This window comes from Sphingobium sp. BS19 (assembly GCF_027925545.1).
In the GTDB taxonomy this organism is placed as follows: domain Bacteria; phylum Pseudomonadota; class Alphaproteobacteria; order Sphingomonadales; family Sphingomonadaceae; genus Sphingobium.
The window spans coordinates 62079-77566 of sequence record NZ_BSEF01000011.1; the positions used below are offsets into that span (position 1 = coordinate 62079).

General features: G+C 59.7%; 14 protein-coding genes and 1 tRNA gene. 10 read left to right on the plus strand and 5 right to left on the minus strand.

Going from position 1 to position 15488, the window contains the following annotated elements; translation table 11 throughout:
* Positions 1–31 precede the first annotated feature (31 nt).
* The 4 genes from hemC (at position 32) to QMG56_RS14085 (ending at position 3458) form a co-directional block, all read left to right on the plus strand.
* Positions 32–976, plus strand: coding sequence for a hydroxymethylbilane synthase (gene hemC / locus QMG56_RS14070; protein WP_281822935.1), 945 nt, complete (start codon positions 32–34; stop codon positions 974–976).
* Between the two features lie 20 nt (positions 977–996).
* The gene (locus QMG56_RS14075) at positions 997–1653 is read left to right on the plus strand and encodes a uroporphyrinogen-III synthase (RefSeq protein ID WP_281822936.1); all 657 of its coding nucleotides are present in this window, start codon (positions 997–999) and stop codon (positions 1651–1653) included.
* A 40-nt stretch (positions 1654–1693) separates the two neighbouring features.
* A complete protein-coding gene (locus QMG56_RS14080; RefSeq protein ID WP_281822937.1) occupies positions 1694–2677 on the plus strand; it encodes a hypothetical protein in 984 nt (327 codons plus the stop codon).
* A 70-nt stretch (positions 2678–2747) separates the two neighbouring features.
* Positions 2748–3458: a triacylglycerol lipase gene (locus QMG56_RS14085; RefSeq protein WP_230186316.1), complete on the plus strand. Its 711-nt coding sequence runs from the start codon at positions 2748–2750 to the stop codon at positions 3456–3458.
* Between the two features lie 21 nt (positions 3459–3479).
* Here QMG56_RS14085 and QMG56_RS14090 read toward each other — a convergent pair whose 3' ends face one another.
* Positions 3480–3875, minus strand: a complete 396-nt coding sequence (locus QMG56_RS14090) for a thioesterase family protein (protein ID WP_281822938.1) — start codon at positions 3873–3875, stop codon at positions 3480–3482.
* Between the two features lie 4 nt (positions 3876–3879).
* Positions 3880–5940, minus strand: a complete 2061-nt coding sequence (locus tag QMG56_RS14095) for a S9 family peptidase (protein WP_281822939.1) — start codon at positions 5938–5940, stop codon at positions 3880–3882.
* Between the two features lie 101 nt (positions 5941–6041).
* On the opposite strand from QMG56_RS14095, the gene QMG56_RS14100 reads away from it, so the two are divergent.
* Entirely contained in the window at positions 6042–7823 is a 1782-nt protein-coding gene (locus QMG56_RS14100) for an aminopeptidase P family protein (protein WP_281822940.1), read from the plus strand.
* Positions 7824–8101: 278 nt separating this feature from the next.
* Positions 8102–8176 (plus strand) — tRNA-Thr (locus QMG56_RS14105).
* A gap of 695 nt (positions 8177–8871) precedes the next feature.
* Here the strand turns inward: QMG56_RS14105 and QMG56_RS14110 are convergent.
* Positions 8872–10458: a xylose ABC transporter gene (locus QMG56_RS14110; protein ID WP_281822941.1), complete on the minus strand. Its 1587-nt coding sequence runs from the start codon at positions 10456–10458 to the stop codon at positions 8872–8874.
* A gap of 23 nt (positions 10459–10481) precedes the next feature.
* Positions 10482–10844, minus strand: a complete 363-nt coding sequence (locus QMG56_RS23485; RefSeq protein ID WP_375713700.1) for a LysR family transcriptional regulator — start codon at positions 10842–10844, stop codon at positions 10482–10484.
* A 491-nt stretch (positions 10845–11335) separates the two neighbouring features.
* On the opposite strand from QMG56_RS23485, the gene QMG56_RS14120 reads away from it, so the two are divergent.
* The 4 genes from QMG56_RS14120 to QMG56_RS14135 all read left to right on the plus strand — a co-directional run bounded on the left by QMG56_RS14120 (position 11336) and on the right by QMG56_RS14135 (position 14895).
* Positions 11336–11992 (plus strand): hypothetical protein, encoded by a 657-nt coding sequence (locus tag QMG56_RS14120; RefSeq protein ID WP_281822943.1) that lies wholly within the window; start codon positions 11336–11338, stop codon positions 11990–11992.
* 569 nt (positions 11993–12561) lie between these two features.
* Positions 12562–12918 carry a transposase gene (locus QMG56_RS14125; RefSeq protein ID WP_281822944.1) on the plus strand — a complete coding sequence of 119 codons (357 nt, stop codon included), beginning with the start codon at positions 12562–12564 and terminating at the stop codon, positions 12916–12918.
* Positions 12915–13268, plus strand: a complete 354-nt coding sequence (gene tnpB / locus QMG56_RS14130) for an IS66 family insertion sequence element accessory protein TnpB (RefSeq protein WP_281822945.1) — start codon at positions 12915–12917, stop codon at positions 13266–13268. The genes QMG56_RS14125 and tnpB overlap by 4 nt, the downstream gene beginning before the upstream one ends.
* 67 nt (positions 13269–13335) lie before the next feature.
* A complete protein-coding gene (locus tag QMG56_RS14135; protein WP_281822946.1) occupies positions 13336–14895 on the plus strand; it encodes an IS66 family transposase in 1560 nt (519 codons plus the stop codon).
* A gap of 150 nt (positions 14896–15045) precedes the next feature.
* Here the strand turns inward: QMG56_RS14135 and QMG56_RS14140 are convergent, their stop codons facing one another.
* Positions 15046–15471, minus strand: coding sequence for a MarR family winged helix-turn-helix transcriptional regulator (locus QMG56_RS14140; protein ID WP_281822947.1), 426 nt, complete (start codon positions 15469–15471; stop codon positions 15046–15048).
* Between the last annotated feature and the right edge of the window lie 17 nt (positions 15472–15488).

Below are 15488 nucleotides of genomic sequence, written 5' to 3' on the forward strand. Positions count from 1 at the left end.
AGTGCCTGTGCTGGATAGAAGGAAGCGACATATGGTCGAACGCCCTTCCCCTCTTCGCTTAGGCACACGCGGATCGCCGCTGGCCGTCGTCCAGGCCAATATGGTCGCGTCAGCGCTGTGCGCCACCCATGGATGGGAGCCGGAGGCAGTCGAGATCGTCACGGTGAAGACGAGCGGCGACCGGATTCAGGATCGCGCACTGGCCGATATCGGCGGCAAGGCGCTGTGGACCAAGGAACTGGACCGGGCGCTGATTGACGGCGACATCCATTTCGCAGTCCACTCGATGAAGGACGTGGAAACGATCCGTCCTGCCGAAATCGCTATTGCCGCCATGCTGCCCCGTGCCGATGTGCGCGACAAGCTGGTGGGGGCGGAGAGCCTTGCGGAATTGCGCGAAGGCGCGGTGCTGGGCACCAGCTCACCGCGCCGTGCCGCGCAGGTGCGCCGGATGCGGCCCGACATCACCACCACCCTGTTTCGCGGCAATGTCGCCACGCGCCTCGCCAAGGTTACGGCTGGCGAAGTCGACGCGACACTGCTAGCGGCAGCGGGGCTGGATCGTCTGGGCCAGCATGATATTGGCAACCCGATCCCGATCGACGTCATGATGCCCGCGCCCGCGCAAGGCGCGGTGGGTATCGAGACGCTGGCAGCCAATACAGAAGTGATTGCATTGCTCGCGGCGATTTCCGACGCCGATACGCTCGATTGCGTATTGGCGGAAAGGGCGTTGCTGCTGGCGCTAGGCGGCAATTGTCATTCGCCGATCGGTGCGCTCGCCCGGATCGAAGGCGACGCCATTTTCCTGACCGCCGAAATCCTGACGGGCGATGGCAGCGAGCGTGTCTCCGACACGGCACTGTTTCCCCGCGACGACCTGTCAGCGGCGTCCGATCTGGGCCGCGCGCTGCTGACCCAAGCCACGCCCGCGATCCGCGCTCTGTTCGATGGCGTGCCAGAGGCGTCGGCATAATCCTGTCTTGCCCCTTGCTGGTGCTGCGCCCGGACCCCGGTGCGGAAGGCACCGTCGCCAAAGCGCGCGAAGCGGGCTTCGACGCGCAATCCTATCCGCTGTTTCTGGTGGCCCCATTGCCCTGGACCGGACCGGAGCCGCATCTGGTCGACGCCGTGATGTTCACCAGCGCCAATGGCGCGCGGCTGGGCGGCGCGCAGCTTGCACGCTACACGCATCTGCCGGCCTTTGCCGTGGGTGGCGCAACAGCGCAGGCGGCGCGTGACGCCGGTTTCGCATCCGTGGAAAGCGGTGACGACGGCGTGCAGCAGCTTGTCCCGGTCCTAGCGCGGCAGGGCCATAGGAACATACTCCACATCTCCGGTCGGGACATTCGCACATTCGATCCGCAAGGGCTGCGCATCGTATCGGCGTGCGTGTATGCGGCGGTCGAGCGCGGCAATGCCGAGGATTTGCTTGCATTGCTGACGCCGGGCATGATCCTGCTGGTGCATTCACCACGCGCGGGCGGGCGGCTGGCGGATCTCGTCCCCCTTGATCGCCGTTCGCATCTGCATATCGTGGCGATCAGCGCCGCCGCGCAGACAAACTGCGGCGAAGGCTGGGCCAGTGCGTCCGCCGCCGCCAGCCCGAACGATCATGCAATGCTGGCTCTCGCCGCCGGATTGTGCGAATGACCATCCTGCTCCTGACTGATTGGGTCGATAAGGAAACGGCATGAGCCAAGACAGCCAAAGCCCCCTGCCGCTCGGCACAGCGGATGTAACCCCCGAAACTATGGTGGGCGATACCGCTTCTGCAGCAGGCGCTGCAGGCCCTGCCCCCCGCGCCTTTCGTGAACGGCGGCGCAGCAATACACGCTGGCTGATCCTGTTGATCGCTATTGCCTTCATTGGCGGCATCGTTGCCGCGATGATTGCCTACCCCAGAGTCGTCGCATGGCGCACGGGCACTACCGCGCAATCTGCTCAGGTTGCGTCGGTGAATGGAACAAATCCGCGCACCGCGAGCCCTGCCGTTCCCCTCGATGCCCAGCGTCAGGATGTGCTCGCCACCCGCATGACCGAACTGGAGGATCGCCTCGCGCGCGTTTCCGTCGCGGCGCAAACTGCTTCGGGCAACGCGACCCGCGCAGAGGGCTTGCTGGTCGCCTTCGCAGCGCGCCGTGCACTCGATAGCGGCGCACCTTTGGGGTATATTGAGGGACAATTGCGGCTTCGCTTCGGTCAGGCACAGCCGCGCGCCGTCGCCACCATCATCAATGCCGCGCGCGAACCGGTAACGCTGACAGACTTGCAAGGCGGATTCGAGGATATCGCGCCATCGCTGCGCACTAGCCCCCCCGGCACAAGTTGGTGGACGTCGGTGGAGCGCGAAGTGCGGGGCATGGTCATCGTGCGCAAGGCATCGACTCCTTCCCCCCTGCCCGAGCGCGTTATTCCGCGCATTCAGCGCCTTCTGTCGGCGGGACGGGTCGCGCCCGCGATGGAGGAAGTCGCCCGTTTGCCCGGTAAGGCCAATGCCGAACGCTGGCTACAGATTGCCCGTCGCTATCGCGAAGCAAGGCGTGCGCTGGATCTGATCGAGACTGCCGCTATTCTGGAAAGTCCGCCGGTGCGCCTCGTTCCAGCAGAAAATATGGCGACACCGGGCGCCACATCGCCAACCGCTCGCCCCACGATGAGCATGCCGCAAAACTAATTGCGTCATCGTCACGCAATCTTCACGTCATAAATCTTTCATAAATCTTCGACGTGTCTATATCGGTGGTATGTCCCGTGCCATCGCCCTTACCGATTCTCGCGCCATTGGCGTTGCTGCGCCCTCCAAGGCGTTGCTGGCGGGCGAAGTGCGCGCATTTGTCCATATGCGTTGGGCCGCAGCGTTCGGTCGAGCCGTCTCCCTTCCCGTACAGGGCGAAGGCCGTCCCGTGCTGGTGTTGCCCGGATTTATGGCTTCCGACAATACCACCGCGCGGTTGCGGCGGTCGTTGACCGCAGCCGGATTTGCAGCACATGGCTGGGGCCTTGGCCGTAATCTGGGCGTCAGTGCCGATATGCTCGAAGCGATCGACCGGCGCGTTGCCACGATTGCTGCCGACCGCCCCGTCACCATCATTGGCTGGAGTCTTGGAGGCTTGATCGCGCGCGAATATGCCAAGCGCGCGCCCGACCGCGTCAACCGCGTCATCACCATGGGTAGCCCCTTTTCGGGCGATCCCCGCGCGAACAACGCTTGGCGCATGTATGAACGTGTCGCCGGTCATCCGGTGGACCGCCCGCCCGTGCAGTGCATATTGTCGGAAAAGCCCAGCGTCACCACCATCGCCTGCTGGTCGGCTCGTGACGGCGTCGTTGCCCCTGCGTCAGCGCGCGGACAGGATGGCGAGCGCGACATGGCGCTGGAATTCGATTGCACGCACATGGCGTTCATTGCCGATCCCAAAGCGATCCGGACAGTGTCCCGACTTATCGTCGGCTGATTGACCGTCCCGACAGGGCGCTCACACCAGAAACGGCGCAGCCACCTCCGGCGGTATGCGCAATATCCTGCCACTGGCACGGTCCACGATCACCCAGGTCGATTTTGCGCTGACCTTTACCTTGCCGTCGGGTCCAGCGAACTCCACGAAGCGGTCGAAGCGCGCGCCGCGAGGACTGTCGCCGACCCATGTCGTCGCAGTCACCGTGTCGCCCATCTGTACATTGCCGCGATAGTCGATCTCGTGCCGGTTCACGACCCACACATATGCGTCTACATGCGCAGGGTCCGCCTTCGCCTGCCAGTGCCGGGTGGCGACCTCCTGCAACCACTGCACCCAGACCGCGTTGTTCACATGCCCCATCTCGTCGATATGTTCAGGGAGCGCGGTCAGGGTAGTGACGAACGGCGTCGGCATAGCTTCAGTCCGTCATGCCCATTTGCCAGAGGATGAACGCGAACTCCTCCGCGGACTCATGCAGGCTTTCGAAGCGTCCCGATTTGCCGCCATGCCCAGCGCCCATATTGACCTTGAGCAATAGGATATTGTCGTCCGTCTTGGTCGCGCGCAGCCGCGCGACCCACTTTGCCGGCTCCCAATAGGTCACGCGCGGATCGTTGAGACCGGCCGTAACCAGCAGAGGCGGGTAAGCCTGCGCCTTCACATTGTTATACGGGCAGTAGGACAGGATCGTTTCGAACGCTGCCTTGTCCTCAATGGGGTTGCCCCATTCGGGCCACTCGCCCGGTGTCAGCGGCAGGCTTTCGTCCAGCATCGTGTTCAGCACATCGACGAAGGGCACATGCGCCACCACCGCGCCCCATAAATCGGGATCACTGTTGATGACCGCGCCCATCAGCTCTCCGCCCGCAGACCCGCCTGAAATGCTGATCCGACCCTTTGCGGTATAGTCGCGCTGGATCAGACCCTTGGCGACATCCACGAAATCATTGAAGGTGTTAGTTCGCTTTTCCAGCTTCCCGTCCAGATACCATTGCTGGCCCAGATCGTCGCCGCCGCGGATATGCGCCAGGGCAAAGGCAAAGCCCCTGTCAAGCAGCGACAGCCGCCCGGCGGAAAAGCCCGGCTCCATAGCTATGCCATAAGCACCATAGCCATACAGATGCAGTGGCCCCGTGCCGTCCTTCGCAAAATCCTTGGGGTAGACGATCGATACCGGAATGTCCGTGCCGTCACGCGCCGGGATCATCAGCCGCTCGGTCGTGTAGAGCGAGGCATCGTAACCGGACGGAATTTCCTGAATCTTCAGGACTTCCAGCCGGTCGTCCGCCATATGGTAGTCGTAGATCGTGTCCGGCGTAACCATGGATTCATAGCCAAGACGCAGCACCTTGACGTCATATTCGGGATTGTCGTCCAGGCTGGCGGAGTAGCTGGCTTCAGGGAAAGCGATCCGCTTCGCACTATGCGTATCGTAATCCCGGATTTCCACCTGATCGAGCCCGTCGTCGCGCCCTTCCGTGACGTAGAAATTCTTGAAGAGCGTGAAATCGGTCAGGTAAAAGCGTTCCGATGCACCTATAACTTCGGTCCACTGGTCCGGCGTTTCCAGCGGCGCCTTGACCAGCCGGAAATTGGGATGCGTATCGTTCGTGCGGATGTAGAGCGTTCCTTCCCGCTCATCGACATCATATTCGCGCCCTGCCTGCCGCGCCGATACCAGCACCGGCTTTGCCAGCGGGTCATTGGCGGGCACCAGCCATGCTTCGCTCGTCACATGATCGCCCGTCGCCAGCACGATCCACTTTTCCGATGAGGTCAGCCCAATGCTGACACGAAAGCCTTCGTCATCCTCATGGAACAACTCGACATCGCTTTCGACAGGCGTTCCCAGCCAGTGGAGCCGCGCATTGTCCGTCCGCCAGTTTTCATTGGCGAGGCTGTAGAGCAACCCCTTGCTGTCGCTCGTCCATACCAGGGACGACAGCGTGCCGGGAATGACGTCGGGGAGCATCTCGTCTGTCGACAGATCCTTGATCCGCGCTTCGAACCGTTCCGATCCATCGGTGTCGATGGCGTAAGCCAGATAGCGTCCGCAATGGGAGACGGACATCGCACCCAGCCGGAAATACTCATGGTCCTGCGCCAACGCAGGCTCATCGAGGATCAACTGGTCCGCGCCACCGCCCACAGGACGACGAAACCATTTGCGGTACTGCGCGCCCTTTTCGAATGCGCGCCAGTACACATAGTCGCCATCCTTTTGCGGAACCGAGCTATCGTCTTCCTTGACCCTTCCCTTCATCTCGGCAAACAGCGTGTCGGTCAGCGCCTTGTGCGGCGTCATCGCGCCTTCAAAGAAAGCAGTTTCCGCTTTGAGATGGGACAGCACATCTTCGTCCGTAACCTTAGGATAGCCCGGATCGCGGAGCCAAGACCAAGGATCCTCGATGGTTATGCCATGAGTCGAAAAGCTGTGCGGACGGGTAAGTGCCTTTGGAGGCGTCGTGTTTTCTGTCATGCGGGCCTTTTGTCCTGACAGCGGCGCTGGCGCAACTGCCTGTGCGTGGCTATGTTAGGGTGGTAACCCACGATACAAGTCGCACAACCGGGAAATTTTGCATGTCCACTTATGAAGCACGCCTGACGGCGTTGCGCGAACAGTTGAAGAAGGATCGTCTGGACGGCTTCGTCGTGCCGCTGACCGACGAGCATATGAGCGAATATGTGGGTGCCTATGCGCAGCGCCTGTCCTGGTTGACGGGTTTTCAGGGATCGGCCGGTAGCGCCGTGGTCCTCCCCGAAGCCGCGGCGATCTTCATCGATGGCCGCTACACGCTGCAAGTGCGCGAGCAAGTCGATGGCAATCTGTGGCAGTATCAAAGCGTCCCGAAAACCAGCGTTGCTGCGTGGCTGGGCGAGCATGCCGCCGATGGTGGCCGCATAGGCTATGACCCTTGGCTGCATACCCGCGCATGGGTGAAGCAGGCGACAGAAGCCTTGGCCGAAAAGGGCGCAACTCTGGTGCCAGTGGACACCAATCCCGTCGACACGATCTGGCCCGACCGTCCCGAGCCGAGCAAGGCGCATCTGGTCGCGCACGACGATATCTATGCAGGCAAGAGCGCGCGCGACAAGCGGCAGGACATGGCCGACTGGCTAGAAACGCGGAAGGCCGACGCGGTCGTGCTCTCCGCGCTCGACTCGATCGCCTGGGCCTTCAACATTCGTGGCGCTGACGTGGAGCGGACGCCGGTCGCGCTGGCCTATGCCATCGTTCATAGCGATGCGACCGCCGACCTCTATGTCGCACCCGAAAAGATCGGCGAGAGCGTGATCCAGCATCTGGGCAATGCCGTGCGCGTCCATGACCGCGCCGACTTCGCCGATGCATTGGCGGACCTGTCGGGCAAGACAGTCGTTGCCGACCCTGAACGCGCTGTCGCAGCGATTTTCGACGCGCTGGACAAAGGAGGCGCCAGAATATTGGCGCTCCGCGATCCTGCAGTGCTGGCGAAGGCAATCAAGAACGACGCTGAAATCACCGGCCACCGTGCGGCGCAGGCGCGCGATGGCGCTGCGCTGAGCCGTTATCTGCACTGGCTGTCTGTCGAAGCGCCCAAAGGTGCACTTACCGAACTGACTGCAGCGGCAAGGCTTCAAGAGTTTCGCGAGGAAACTGGCAAGCTCAAGGATTTGTCTTTCGACACCATTTCCGCCTTCGGTCCCAATGGTGCAAGCCCACACTACAAAGTCGACGAGACATCCAGCCTACCGATCCAGCCGGGGTCCTTATATCTGGTCGATTCGGGCGGTCAGTATCTTGACGGTACCACGGACGTAACGCGCACGATTGCGGTGGGTACGCCCACCGATGAAATGCGAACCCGTTTCACCCTCGTTCTTAAAGGGCATATTGCTCTGGCCCGCGCGGTCTTCCCGACCGGTACAAGTGGCGGACAACTCGATGCCCTCGCGCGGCAGCATCTTTGGGCCCACGGCTTCGATTACGCGCACGGCACCGGCCATGGCGTTGGTAGCTTCCTATCGGTGCACGAGGGGCCGCAACGGATTGCGACATTCGGCGGTGCAGACGAGCCATTGCGCGCGGGCATGATCCTCTCGAATGAGCCGGGTTACTATAAGGCAGGCGAATATGGCATTCGCATCGAAAATCTGGTGCTGGTGGAACCACGTGACGTCCCCAATGCCGAACATGCGATGCTGGGTTTCGAAACACTAACGTTCGCACCGATCGACAAGGCGCTCATCGATGCGCAGTTGCTGTCGCCGGAGGAGCGCGACTGGCTGAACAGCTATCACGCCCGCGTTCTGGAAGTCGTCGGCCCGCAAGTAGAAGGCGATATCCGAGCTTGGCTCGATGCTGCCTGCGCGCCGTTATAGGCCGTCTTTCGGCTCGTCTTTGGGGGCAGGCGTTGTACCGTTTTCACGCGCCTGCCCTTTGCGCTTTCTCAGGTTTTCGCGGAGCGCCTGCGCAAGCCGACGCTTGCGGTCTTCATCATTACTCATGCGTGCTTTAATAATGGGGTTTGGCCTGTCCCGGCAAGTCGTTATGCCGGGGCTGTCCGCCAATCCAGCGCTTGACAATAGGGTCCAGAGAAGGCCATAGGCCCGCTTCCCGCGCAGTACGCAGAGCCGTTCTGTGCGCCAGAAAATGGTATGCTGCCGTAGCTCAGTGGTAGAGCGCATCCTTGGTAAGGCTGAGGTCGGGAGTTCAATCCTCCCCGGCAGCACCATTTTCCCCTTAATAAACAAGGACATGTGTTGTTTATTTGCGGGAATGCCTGCTGACAGTGGAAGTGTCAGATACTTTGTCAGCAAAATGTCAGCATCCTTCGCGAGCGGCCTTGCCGACGTTAGGGCTGAGGGTTCGACTCCCTTCCCCCGCACCACTTTTTAATGACTTAGCGGGCTAATTTGAATGGCCTAACGCGGTTAGGGTCGACTACGAGAAAAGCCTGCCGTTAGCCCTATCGCTGGGGAACAGTCGCTAAGTAACAGCTACCGCCTACCAAGATCGACCCTTGCGTGTAGATTGGCGTTGAAGCCGGATCCCACCTAGACGAGACCTACTGATTTGATTTTCATATACAACTAGCCTTGGGCCGGGGTCCTGATCGGCGCCTATCGGGACCCGGCTAAGTTCGGAATTTTTTGTTGATTCAGAATGTGACTGCGCATGGGCTGGGGTCCCACTTCAACGCCGGTCCACAATCGTTGCGCCCTTTAAGGTCGGGATCAGCTTAAACGCCGATTCACACGCTAAACATTGCTGAGCTCGCAACCGAACAGCGACGTGCCACCAACTGCCGTCCGTTCAGGTGCTGATCTATGGACAATGCCGGATCCTAGACTATTTTCACGCCGCAAGCATGTTGGTCCTGATACTCAGCAAGAGCGTCGACGCGCAGGCTCCCTAACCATGAACGACTTAACGACGCGATTCGACAAAGGTCGTCATCCTCGGCTGAATCGGTCGGACGGATGTGCGCAATTCTCGCTCTAACATCGTTAGCATCCAGCTCCGGTGCTGAAGAATAAAGGTGGTGAAATCGCCTGCGCGGGAAGGATCGAAAACCGGCACTGCCCAGTCCGCTTCGGGCTCGGCATAGGCTGCCTCGAAAACGCCGCGCTCATCTGTAGGCGGATCGATATGGCGGCCCAGAAAGCTATTGCCCCGGAACCGGATATTTTCTGCCGGCGAGAACCCCGGCGCTATCACATAGTCAGGACCGCTTCGTCCCGCCTCATGGCCGTAACGCCCGGTGCCTGTTACCGCGAACCGGTTGTCGATAAACCGAACATCATTTGCCCAACCTTGCCATTCGGTAGCAATGACCATTTGTGCATCGATCTGCTGTCCAACATGCACGACATTATCCTTGATTAACACATCCGACACAGGGCCGGAGAGCTGAAAAATGCGACCTGCGTCGTTGCGACTGACGTTGAAGCGTGCGGTCGTTCCGTAATTGCCCAGATTATCGGTATTGTTTCTGCGCGGAGAACAGATGAGCAGAAAGCCGCCTGCGTTATCATGACTGTAATTGTAAACGAAGGTTGTTCGTCGAGAGTTGAAATCAGAATCAAATCCCTGACCATCGTAGCGGGTAACAGTAAACGCCGCCTCGTTGAGCTGTATAAGACTGTGGTCTGTGCTCCACTGCCAGATCGCAGCGTTATAGCCAGGCGCTCGGCTGCCCGCGTAGCGCACTATATTATGTTCTATAAACGCGCCGTCAGTCCCGCGCGGGACGATGCCGTCTCCGCCTACATCTTCGACAAGATTATCGCGGATCACAACCTTTCCGCTGGGAAACCATCGCGCTATCGTCACCTGATCGCTGATCCCGGCGATGCCTGACCTGTCGACGCGCCAGACGATATTGCGCTCGATCCGCAAATCTTCGAACCGGGTCGCCCGTTTCGGTCCAAGAGCGCGGAACACGATCCCGCCATTATCCTTGCGGTCGTTGGTCCCGCGCACGTCATGCACATACATGTCGGTGATACGAATGCCGCGCTTGACGCCGCTGTCTTCCGCTGAAACGAGAACGCCATAGCGCGGCTTCACGGGCGTCGCGTCATTCGTGACCTCAAGTCCACTGATGGCCACGAATTCTGCATTGAAAATAGCGATGCCATAGTCTGCGACACCACCTGCCTCAATCCGCGGTCGTGGGCCAACTCCGGCCACGCGGACCGAAATTGGCGCATTGTTGCGCCCGGAACGCGTAATAACCAGGGGCTCTCGCCACACAGAACCTGCAGCGAGCAGGATCGTATCGCCTGGTTGGAAGGGCGTGTCCCTTACCCGTTGAAGCGAGCGCCATGGTGCGGCGGCCGACCTACCGTCATTTCCGTCGTTGCCCACGCTGGAGTCGACATAATAAGTTGCGGCCCATCCGCTCGTGGAACCGATCAGCCCAATCGCCGCAGCGAATATCGCGAGACAATGCCAGAGCACGCGGTGTCGGGCTGTCTGCAACAACGGTAAAATATTCACGGTGGTGCTCATCCCGCCTCAAACAATTTGAAATTTTATCGCGAGCCTTCTGATAGCGCGTAATATCTCTCGTTCAATTTGCTTGCCGCATTTTTTTGCCGAGGGTCGAATCGGATTGTTCCGATGGGTTCGCCGACGCTGCGCCGAATTATATCTTCCACGTCGCGTATATCGAAAAGCCGTTTGCACGCTCGCGAGGGCACCTCACGTTCAACTGCTGTCAGGTGCGCGGTGGCGTGGCTGCGATCGACGAGCCTGACGCCAAATTGATCGTCGAGCTTGCAAAGCTGCATGCCCAGCGTGGGCAAAGAAACGTGCAGCGAACTGGCGGCGCGTCCGAAATGACCGTGATCAGCAACCGCGACTATTGCGACTGAAGGAATGAGAGGATTGTTCAACGATGGATTAAACCTATCGGAAAGTCCCTGTCATTCCGATTTAAACTATCGGTAGCGGTATGCAAGCTGGGGAGCTTATAGAGAAGTGATATGACGAATTGAATTGAAGAGCTTTCGCCAAACCGACGTCGGCTCAATCTTTGGTTAGACACTTGCAAGCCGCTAGGCCAGCAGAGCGACATGCAAAAACTTGAGCGACTCGGTCCTGGTATTAGTTGCGCTGCGATCCTGGTGCAGAGGCGAAGCGCACATTCTGAAATTTAAGTTCATGCATCCCGCCCGGAAATGCCGCGCCTGCTGCCTGCCGCATGATTTCACGTAAGCCGAGCGCGCCGCCGTGTGACGGCGCCGCCAAGTAGTTGCGCTGCACCGGATGATATTTAGGCGACCTAGATCAGTCGGGTGCACACTTCGACAAAGCCGGCGGATCTCAACATGTCCGGCAACACAAAAAGAGATGTCAGATGCTAGAAAAACGAGCTGCAAAAGATATGGGCACTACCATTTTCAATGGTGTGCGCAGCATCCACCACTTCTGTTACGGACGCTATCAATCAGCCGAACGACTAAACTGGGGCAATCTGCGTGTCTTGAACCACGTTCGGCTGGAACCGGGCGCTGCGCGTAGCCCTAACTTTCTTGGTAGCATGGAGGTGATCATCCTTGCCGAGGCAGGTGAAATCGAGATTCAGTGCGGCGACCGAAAATTGCGGCTTGCCAACGGCGGATGCGCCATTCTCACTATGGGGTTGGGTGGGGACTATGGCATCGCCAATGTCCAGAACACCGAAGCCGCCTATACTGAAATCTGGGTCAACGTGTCGGAAGCCGGTGCGTTGTTCTCCGGCACGGGGAACGACAACCTGCGGCACGCCGCATCGATCAGTACATCGCGTTCACGCGTTAAATTCTTAGCGTTGACGCCCCTCAGTCGAGCGCAAGCATCAATCCTTACCCTCGCCGATAGCGAACTGGTCGATTGGCGGCTTGAATACCCCCTCGCCTATGTCACCGTCCTAGACGGTCAGGCGCGGATCGAAGGAATATGGTGCGAGACCGGAGACGCCATTGCTCTCAATGATGAAAGCCAAATAGCGATCGTGGCAGAGGGACCTTGCGAAATCCTCACAATTCAGTTGCCGGTCTGAGCAAAAATCGCGATCGGGAAACGCCATGAACACAAGTGTGTGAACGTTGCGCATAGACCGCGTCCGGATGCACGGTTTGCCCTGGCTCTTACCAATACTGGGCTGAAGTTGGTGGTTCGGTGAACGTTTAAGTTATTATCATTGGAAATTCGCTGGTGTTCCCAGTTGTGACCGTGGCTGGCGGAACTGTGACGAACACTGGCCTTCCGGCGAGAGACTGTGCTTCAACCTGTTCTCGAGACCGGCCAAACATGAAGCATTGATCTGGGGCACGTGTGGAAGCAGTCAGCAAAACGCTCGCTTGCCTAGCAAGTAAGGGGCACGGTCATCCATACGGAACATTTAAAATCGCGAGGTCGGATGGTTAACATGAATCCGTCGGCCCTTCGATTCCCGAGGTTGTCTGCTTTCAGAAGGCCCTTGAGGGTAAGCGCGAAAACCTCCCCACATTTTCGTAAGCGCTAATCTGGCTATGTTTTGCCCCTCATCCGAGGGGTATCGTAGTGACCGATGATGTAAGAACATTCGAAACAGGTTTCGAAAGGCAGGAGGGTCATCGACCCTCGCGTATGGACGTCATCCCAGCAGGGCCGATGCGGCGTCGCTGGTCGGCCGAGGCCAAGGCCCGGATCATCGCGTCGAGTTTTGAACCCGGCGCAAACATCGCGGAAATTGCGCGCACACATGGACTGCTGCCACAGCAGCTCTATGCCTGGCGGCATGACAGCGTTCCGGGCAAGCGCCTGACCAGCAAGAAGCTGGGCTTTGTCCCTGCGGTGATTGAAGATGCAGGCGGCACCGGCACTGCTGATGGTGGAGGCGATGAGATCGTGATCCGCACGGCCGCCCTTGCGATCCATGTGCCGCCAGGTGCGAGCGAGGATCATATCGCCCGGGTGCTCGCCGCTGTGAGCCGGGCGGAATGATCATCCCGCCAGGACCGCTCAAGGTGATGGTAGCGACAAAGCCGGTCGACTTCAGGAAAGGTGCCGTCAGCCTGGCGGCGCTGGTCGAGCATGAACTCGGGCTCAAGCCTTTCTCGGGGGTGGTCTTCATCTTCCGCTCGAAGCGGGCGAACAGGATCAAGCTGCTGGTCTGGGACGGCACCGGCCTGGTACTTGTGAGCAAGGTCTTGCAGACCGGGGGCTTTCATTGGCCACGGGCGCACGATGGCGTGATGCGACTGTCGGCGTCCCAGGCGTCGGCCTTGTTCGAAGGGCTGCAATGGTCGAAAATGCACATGCCGCGCACCCAGGTTCCGGTGACGACACTATAGGTCGCACGCCTGATTCTTCTGGTCGAAATAGCGTTGCCGTCCACTCGAAAACTGCCAGAAATGGGGCATGTCCGCCACCGCAGCCGACCTTCCTGACGATGTCGCCACCCTCAAGGCGATGGTCCTGGCCGGCCTCGAGCGTGAAGCTCGGATGCAGCATATCATCGACCAGATCACCCGCACGACATTCGGGAAACGGTCGGAAAAGCTGAGCGAAGATCAGCTGGCGCTTGCCTTCGATGATCTTGACGTCGCCCGTGCTGAACTGGAGGCGCTTGGCGAGCAGGCGGCAGGTCAGAAGAAGGAACGGGCGCGAAGGGAAAGCGGGACAGCGCGGGCGTCGCTGCCGGCGCACCTGACCCGCGTTGAGGAAGTGATCCTTCCAGGCGAGAAGGAATGCCCCTGCTGCGGAGGCGCGCTACACTGCATAGACAGCGACATATCGAGTCGGCTTGACGTCATCCCGGTCCAGTATCGCGTGATCGTGACGTCCCGCCCGAAAATGGCGTGCCGCGCCTGCAGCGATGGCGTGTTCCAGGCACCCGCGCCCAAGCATGTAGTGCCAGGCGGCCTGCCCACCGAGGCGCTGATCGCCGACGTCCTCGTCAAAAAATATGCCGATCACATGCCTTTCTATCGGCAGGCACAGGCGCTTCGGCGTCAAGGTATCGAGATCGACCGGGGAACCATGTGCAACTGGGCAGGCCGAGCTGCGGGCTGGCTCGGGCGCCTGACCAACCGGATGAAAGCCGATCTGCTGACGGGCGCGAGGCTGTTCGTCGATGAGACCACCGCCAAGGTCCTGGCCCCCGGCACCGGCAAGGTGAAGACGGGATATCTTTGGGCGATCGCACGTGATGATGGCGCGCATGGCGGCACCGATCCACCGGCGGTTGTCTACACCTACATGCCGGGTCGCGGGAAAGTCTGGGCGGAAAGGTTGCTTGGCGACTTCACCGGCATTGTCCAATGCGACGGCTATGGCGCCTATAAGCATATCGAAGCGCCGGACCGTAAAGGCGGCTCGGGAACGCTCGCCTTCTGCTGGGCGCATGTGAGGCGTGGCTTTTTCGACGATACCAAGGGCGGCAACGCCCCAGTCGCCGATGAAGCGCTGCGGCGGATCGCTAGCCTCTACAAGATCGAGGCGCGTATCCGAGGTTCCAGCCCCGAACACAGGTTGGCGGTCCGCCAGGCTGAATCCGCTTCGATCATCGCGGATATGCTGCCCTGGTTCGAGGGAATGCTGCCCAAGCTGCTCCGAAGCTCCAATACGGCTGAGGCCATCAGATACACCCTCAACCACTGGAAAGGTCTCGTCCGCTTCCTTGAGGATGGGCGGATCGAACTGGACAACAACACAGTCGAGCGATCAATCAGGCCGCTTACCCTTCAGCGTAAAAATGCCCTGTTCACAGGTCATGATCTGGGGGGCGAAAACTGGGCGACCTTCGCCAGCCTCATCGAAACCTGCAAGCTGGGCGGAATCAACCCTCAGGACTACCTCACCGATGTCCTCGCCCGTATCGTCCTGCGCAGCGACGCAGATCCGATCGATGATCTGCTCCCCTACAACTGGGTAGATAGTCGCGCCGCCGCCAGTGCTGTCATCGATCAGGCCGCTTAGCGCCGCCCGGTGGGGGTATTTTAGCGCTTACCCTTGAGGCGATAGATATCGACCATCACGTGCGAACCCTAAAACACTTTTAACCGCGCACAGCGCCGGATGCGACTTCCTGGTGGGGCGCGTTATGAAGATACGGCGCGTAAATCTCGCTCAGGTCGACTTAGGTCGTGAAAGCTTACGAAGCGCCCGCAGTAGGGATGGCTGGATACGTTCGATCTCCGAGCGATGCACGCTGGATAGTTCAGCAAGGATTTGCTCGGCTAATGGTGTCAGCCGCAAGCAGACCCTGCGTCCATCATGTTCGGAGCGCGAGCGGATCACCAAGCTTCGTGACTCGAGCCGATTGACCAATTCGCTAGCGCTGTGCGGTTTGATCAACAGTCGCTCTGCAACCCAATTAATGGAAACGTCTCCAGCGTAATGCCCCCTTATTGCCAAAAGCAGCTGATGTTGTTGGACAGTTAATCCCTTCTCCCGGGCGTTATCTTCGGCAAATGCGAGAAAGCGACGCAATTCATATCTAAAGTCGGATAGCGCTTCATAGCCGGCATCATCGAGCGGCGTAATATCTGTCATTTCTATGAAACCTTAGC

Excerpts from the sequence above, each read along its gene's own strand:
- tnpB (WP_281822945.1), top strand. The coding sequence starts at position 12,915 with ATGATCATCCCGCCAGGACCGCTCAAGGTGATGGTAGCGACAAAGCCG.
- QMG56_RS14080 (WP_281822937.1), top strand. The coding sequence starts at position 1,694 with ATGAGCCAAGACAGCCAAAGCCCCCTGCCGCTCGGCACAGCGGATGTA.
- QMG56_RS14090 (WP_281822938.1), bottom strand. The coding sequence starts at position 3,875 with ATGCCGACGCCGTTCGTCACTACCCTGACCGCGCTCCCTGAACATATC.
- QMG56_RS14135 (WP_281822946.1), top strand. The coding sequence starts at position 13,336 with ATGTCCGCCACCGCAGCCGACCTTCCTGACGATGTCGCCACCCTCAAG.
- QMG56_RS14095 (WP_281822939.1), bottom strand. The coding sequence starts at position 5,940 with ATGACAGAAAACACGACGCCTCCAAAGGCACTTACCCGTCCGCACAGC.
- QMG56_RS14120 (WP_281822943.1), top strand. The coding sequence starts at position 11,336 with ATGGGCACTACCATTTTCAATGGTGTGCGCAGCATCCACCACTTCTGT.
- QMG56_RS14100 (WP_281822940.1), top strand. The coding sequence starts at position 6,042 with ATGTCCACTTATGAAGCACGCCTGACGGCGTTGCGCGAACAGTTGAAG.
- QMG56_RS14110 (WP_281822941.1), bottom strand. The coding sequence starts at position 10,458 with ATGAGCACCACCGTGAATATTTTACCGTTGTTGCAGACAGCCCGACAC.
- QMG56_RS14140 (WP_281822947.1), bottom strand. The coding sequence starts at position 15,471 with ATGACAGATATTACGCCGCTCGATGATGCCGGCTATGAAGCGCTATCC.
- hemC (WP_281822935.1), top strand. The coding sequence starts at position 32 with ATGGTCGAACGCCCTTCCCCTCTTCGCTTAGGCACACGCGGATCGCCG.
- QMG56_RS14125 (WP_281822944.1), top strand. The coding sequence starts at position 12,562 with ATGGACGTCATCCCAGCAGGGCCGATGCGGCGTCGCTGGTCGGCCGAG.
- QMG56_RS14085 (WP_230186316.1), top strand. The coding sequence starts at position 2,748 with ATGTCCCGTGCCATCGCCCTTACCGATTCTCGCGCCATTGGCGTTGCT.